This window comes from uncultured Campylobacter sp., from assembly GCF_938045465.1.
GTDB lineage: Bacteria > Campylobacterota > Campylobacteria > Campylobacterales > Campylobacteraceae > Campylobacter_B.
Genome location: NZ_CALIBF010000032.1, coordinates 1 through 3631 on the forward strand (window position 1 = coordinate 1; position 3631 = coordinate 3631).

4 protein-coding genes are annotated in these 3631 nt (G+C 37.4%); all 4 read left to right on the top strand.

Features of this window, described 5'->3' with window-relative positions; genetic code table 11:
* Positions 1–78: 78 nt before the first annotated feature.
* A complete protein-coding gene (locus tag Q0413_RS01660) occupies positions 79–579 on the top strand; it encodes a hypothetical protein (RefSeq protein WP_298986634.1) in 501 nt (166 codons plus the stop codon).
* Positions 580–631: 52 nt separating this feature from the next.
* Positions 632–1768, top strand: coding sequence for a non-hydrolyzing UDP-N-acetylglucosamine 2-epimerase (wecB, locus tag Q0413_RS01665; protein WP_298986636.1), 1137 nt, complete (start codon positions 632–634; stop codon positions 1766–1768).
* A complete protein-coding gene (gene wecC / locus Q0413_RS01670; RefSeq protein WP_298986638.1) occupies positions 1762–2955 on the top strand; it encodes a UDP-N-acetyl-D-mannosamine dehydrogenase in 1194 nt (397 codons plus the stop codon). The genes wecB and wecC overlap by 7 nt, the downstream gene beginning before the upstream one ends.
* A 74-nt stretch (positions 2956–3029) precedes the next feature.
* On the top strand, positions 3030–3631 hold a 602-nt coding region (locus tag Q0413_RS01675; RefSeq protein ID WP_298986641.1), incomplete at its 3' end, for an acyltransferase family protein.

Sequence of the window (3631 nt, forward strand, 5' to 3'; positions counted from 1 at the left end):
TATATGTTATAATAGCGCCTATACTCATATTTGCTTATGCTAAATACTGCTATGAATATATATCCCAAATGGCACTATATGAAAATACTTTTGCTACACACAGAAATTATAAATGGGATCATGAAAGAAGCAGGTGGTATTATTACTACCTATTCATTTGAGCGCTTTGACGATGCTTTAAGACTTATAAATAAGTACTCTAAAAATTCAAATGAGTTATATATGATATCCAAATATGACAATATGTTACAATTCTTTAGTAAAAAATATAGTGGGTTAAAGTATTTTGAACTAAAATCCTTTATAGTCACAGATAATGAATACAATGAAGTTTTAGATCTCATAAATTCCAAAGCCGATATTTTATACGTCGATACCGATATTTTGAATGTATATTATAAAGAATTAAAGGAAAGGCGCTTTTTCGATGTTTATAATAATCAATGGCTACCAAACGATGTTATGCGGCGGATTATACAATTAAAAATATTACTAAATCTTTTTGATGATGTTCGCGATAAATATGAGCTGGTAGAGCACGGTAAACTAATAGATGTGTATAAAAGGAAAAAAGAATAATTTTAATATTACTATATAGACTTTGGGCAAAAACTAATATTTAGGGGAGTTTATGACGAAAAGAAAAATTTTAATAGTATTTGGAACGCGCCCAGAGGCCATTAAGATGGCTCTGTTGATAAAGGAATTTCAAAAGTACGCGGAATTTGAAGTGAAGGTTTGCGTCACGGCGCAGCACAGACAGATGCTCGATCAGGTACTTGAATTTTTTGAGATCAAGCCCGATTTTGATCTAAATTTAATGAAGCAAGGGCAGGATCTGTACGATATTACGTCAGGCGTTTTGCTTGGTATGCGCGATGTATTTAGCGAATATACCCCAGACATCGTGTTCGTGCATGGAGATACGACTACTACTTATGCCGTTTCTTTGGCGGCGTATTATCAAAAGATAGACGTTGCTCACGTAGAAGCGGGGCTTAGGACGCATAATATCTATTCGCCGTTTCCCGAAGAGATAAATAGGCAGATGACGGGGCTCATAGCTAAATATCACTTCGCACCGACCACCGATGCAAGAGACAATCTCTTAAAAGAAGGCAAAGATTCAAAAAATATAATCGTTAGCGGCAACACCGTAATAGACGCGCTTTTGTGGACGATAGATAAAATCGAAAGCAATGAGCTGCTAAAAAATAAAATTTTATCCTTTATAAATTCCAAATATAAGCTTAGTGATAGAAAATTTATTCTCGTTACAGGGCACAGACGAGAGAATTTCGGAGAAGGCTTTGTTAATATTTGTGAGGCTTTACGTGAAATAGCGCTAAAAAATGAAAATATCGACATCGTTTACCCCGTGCATCTAAATCCAAATGTAAGAAAGCCTGTGGGAGAAATTTTATCGGGCATTTCGAATATATTTTTAATTGATCCGCTAGAGTATGATAGTTTCGTCTATCTTATGAGCAAGTCATATATGATAGTGACAGATAGTGGCGGCATCCAGGAAGAGGCGCCGAGCCTTTGTAAGCCCGTTTTAGTTATCAGAGAAACTACCGAAAGACCTGAAGGGATAAGAGCGGGATGCGTTAAGCTTATCGGCACCAAGCGCAAAAATATAATAAAAGAGGTGCAAAGATTATTAAATTTAAAAGATGAATATGATAAAATGAGCAAAAGTGTAAGTCCGTATGGCGACGGTAAAGCTTGTAAAAAAATACTGGAATTTTTAAAAGGAATATTGTGAAAAAAGTTTGCATCTTAGGTCTTGGATATATAGGGCTGCCTACGGCGGCGCTTTTGGCAAATAGGGGCTATAAAATCCATGGCGTTGATGTGGTGCTGAGCGTCGTAGATACGATCAATGAGGGTAAAATTCATATCGTCGAGCCGGAACTTGACGTATTTGTTAAAAAAGCAGTGCAGAGCGGAAATTTAAAAGCAGATGTTGAGCCTGATTTCGCAGACGTTTTTATCATAGCTGTTCCGACGCCGTTTCGAGACGGATACATTCCAAATATCGACTACGTTATAAGTGCGGCAAAATCTATAATACCATACGTAAAAGACGATAATATGGTCGTTTTAGAATCCACTTCACCGGTAGGTACTACCGAAAAGATAGGCGAAATTTTAAAAAATGGCGGTGTTGATATTTCTAAAATTTATATCGCTCATTGCCCGGAGAGAGTTTTGCCAGGTAAAATTTTAAAAGAGCTTACGCAAAACGATAGAATCGTGGGTGGAACTACAAAAATTGCTACTAAAAAGATAGCGGAATTTTATAAAGAATTCGTTAGTGGTAGCGTTTTACAGACGGATTCTAAGACTGCAGAGATGTCAAAGCTTACAGAGAATTCTTTCCGCGACGTAAACATAGCCTTTGCAAACGAGCTTAGCATTTTGTGCGATAAATTCGGCATTAACGTCTGGGAGCTCATCTCGCTAGCAAACCGCCATCCGCGAGTTAATATTTTAAACCCGGGCTGCGGCGTAGGCGGGCACTGCATAGCGGTCGATCCGTGGTTTATAGTGCATGCGGGCGGCTACGAAGCGAGGCTGATCAAATCCGCAAGGGAGGTCAATGATCACAAAGCCGAGTGGTGTATTGAAAAAATCAAAAACGCGGCTTTAAAATTTGAGCTGCAAAACGGCAAAAAGCCCAAAGTCGCGTGTATGGGGCTTGCTTTTAAGCCCGACATCGACGATTTGCGGGAGTCGCCTGCGCTAAATATAACCAGGCGCCTGATCGCAGACGGTATTGATGTAATCGCCGTAGAGCCTAACATCAAGGCTCATAAGGATTTTGAGATAGCGGATTATAAAAAGGCTATCGAAATTTCGGACATTATCGTATTTTTGGTCGGACATAAGGAATTTAAAGGGCTAAAAATAGAAAAAGAAGTTTTGGATTTTTGCGGAATTTGTAAATGAGTTTTCAAAAAGTAATAGATAGAGATAACCATCTGAATTTTTTTAGATTACTTTTTGCTTTACAAGTGGTATATATGCACTCAACCGAGTGGCTAAAAATACCGCTCTTGTGGGGGGGGCACGTGGATAAATTCCTTAGGCTATTTCCCGGCGTTCCATTGTTTTTTCTGGTTTCAGGATTTTTAATTACCGATAGTTATTTAAATAGCGGAAATTTAAAAGAGTATTTTATAAAAAGAGCGCTTAGGATATATCCGGCTCTATTCGTAAATATTTTAGTACTTGAGCTAGCTATGTACGTGGGCAAAAATTTTAATGATATTTCGGTATTAAAATATGTGGAATACTTCGTGCTGTATGTCATTACCGCCGCTTCAGGTATAGCGGGCTTTATAATCGGTATAAAAAACGATGCTTTATATAATTACGACGGCTTTTTTAGCTCCTATCCGAGCGGCGTTTTATGGACACTTAGCGTCGAATTATCGTTTTATATCGTCCTTCCATTTATTTTGTGTATTAGAAAAGCAATTATAAGAAATTTATTGTTAGTTTTTCTATTTTTTACATCAATGATAATCCCTGTAATTGCCGATGAAAATTTTTACTCTGCTTCAAATTTAAATAAGCTTCTCGAGCTTATATGCTTGCCGTTTTTGTGGATATTTATCATCGG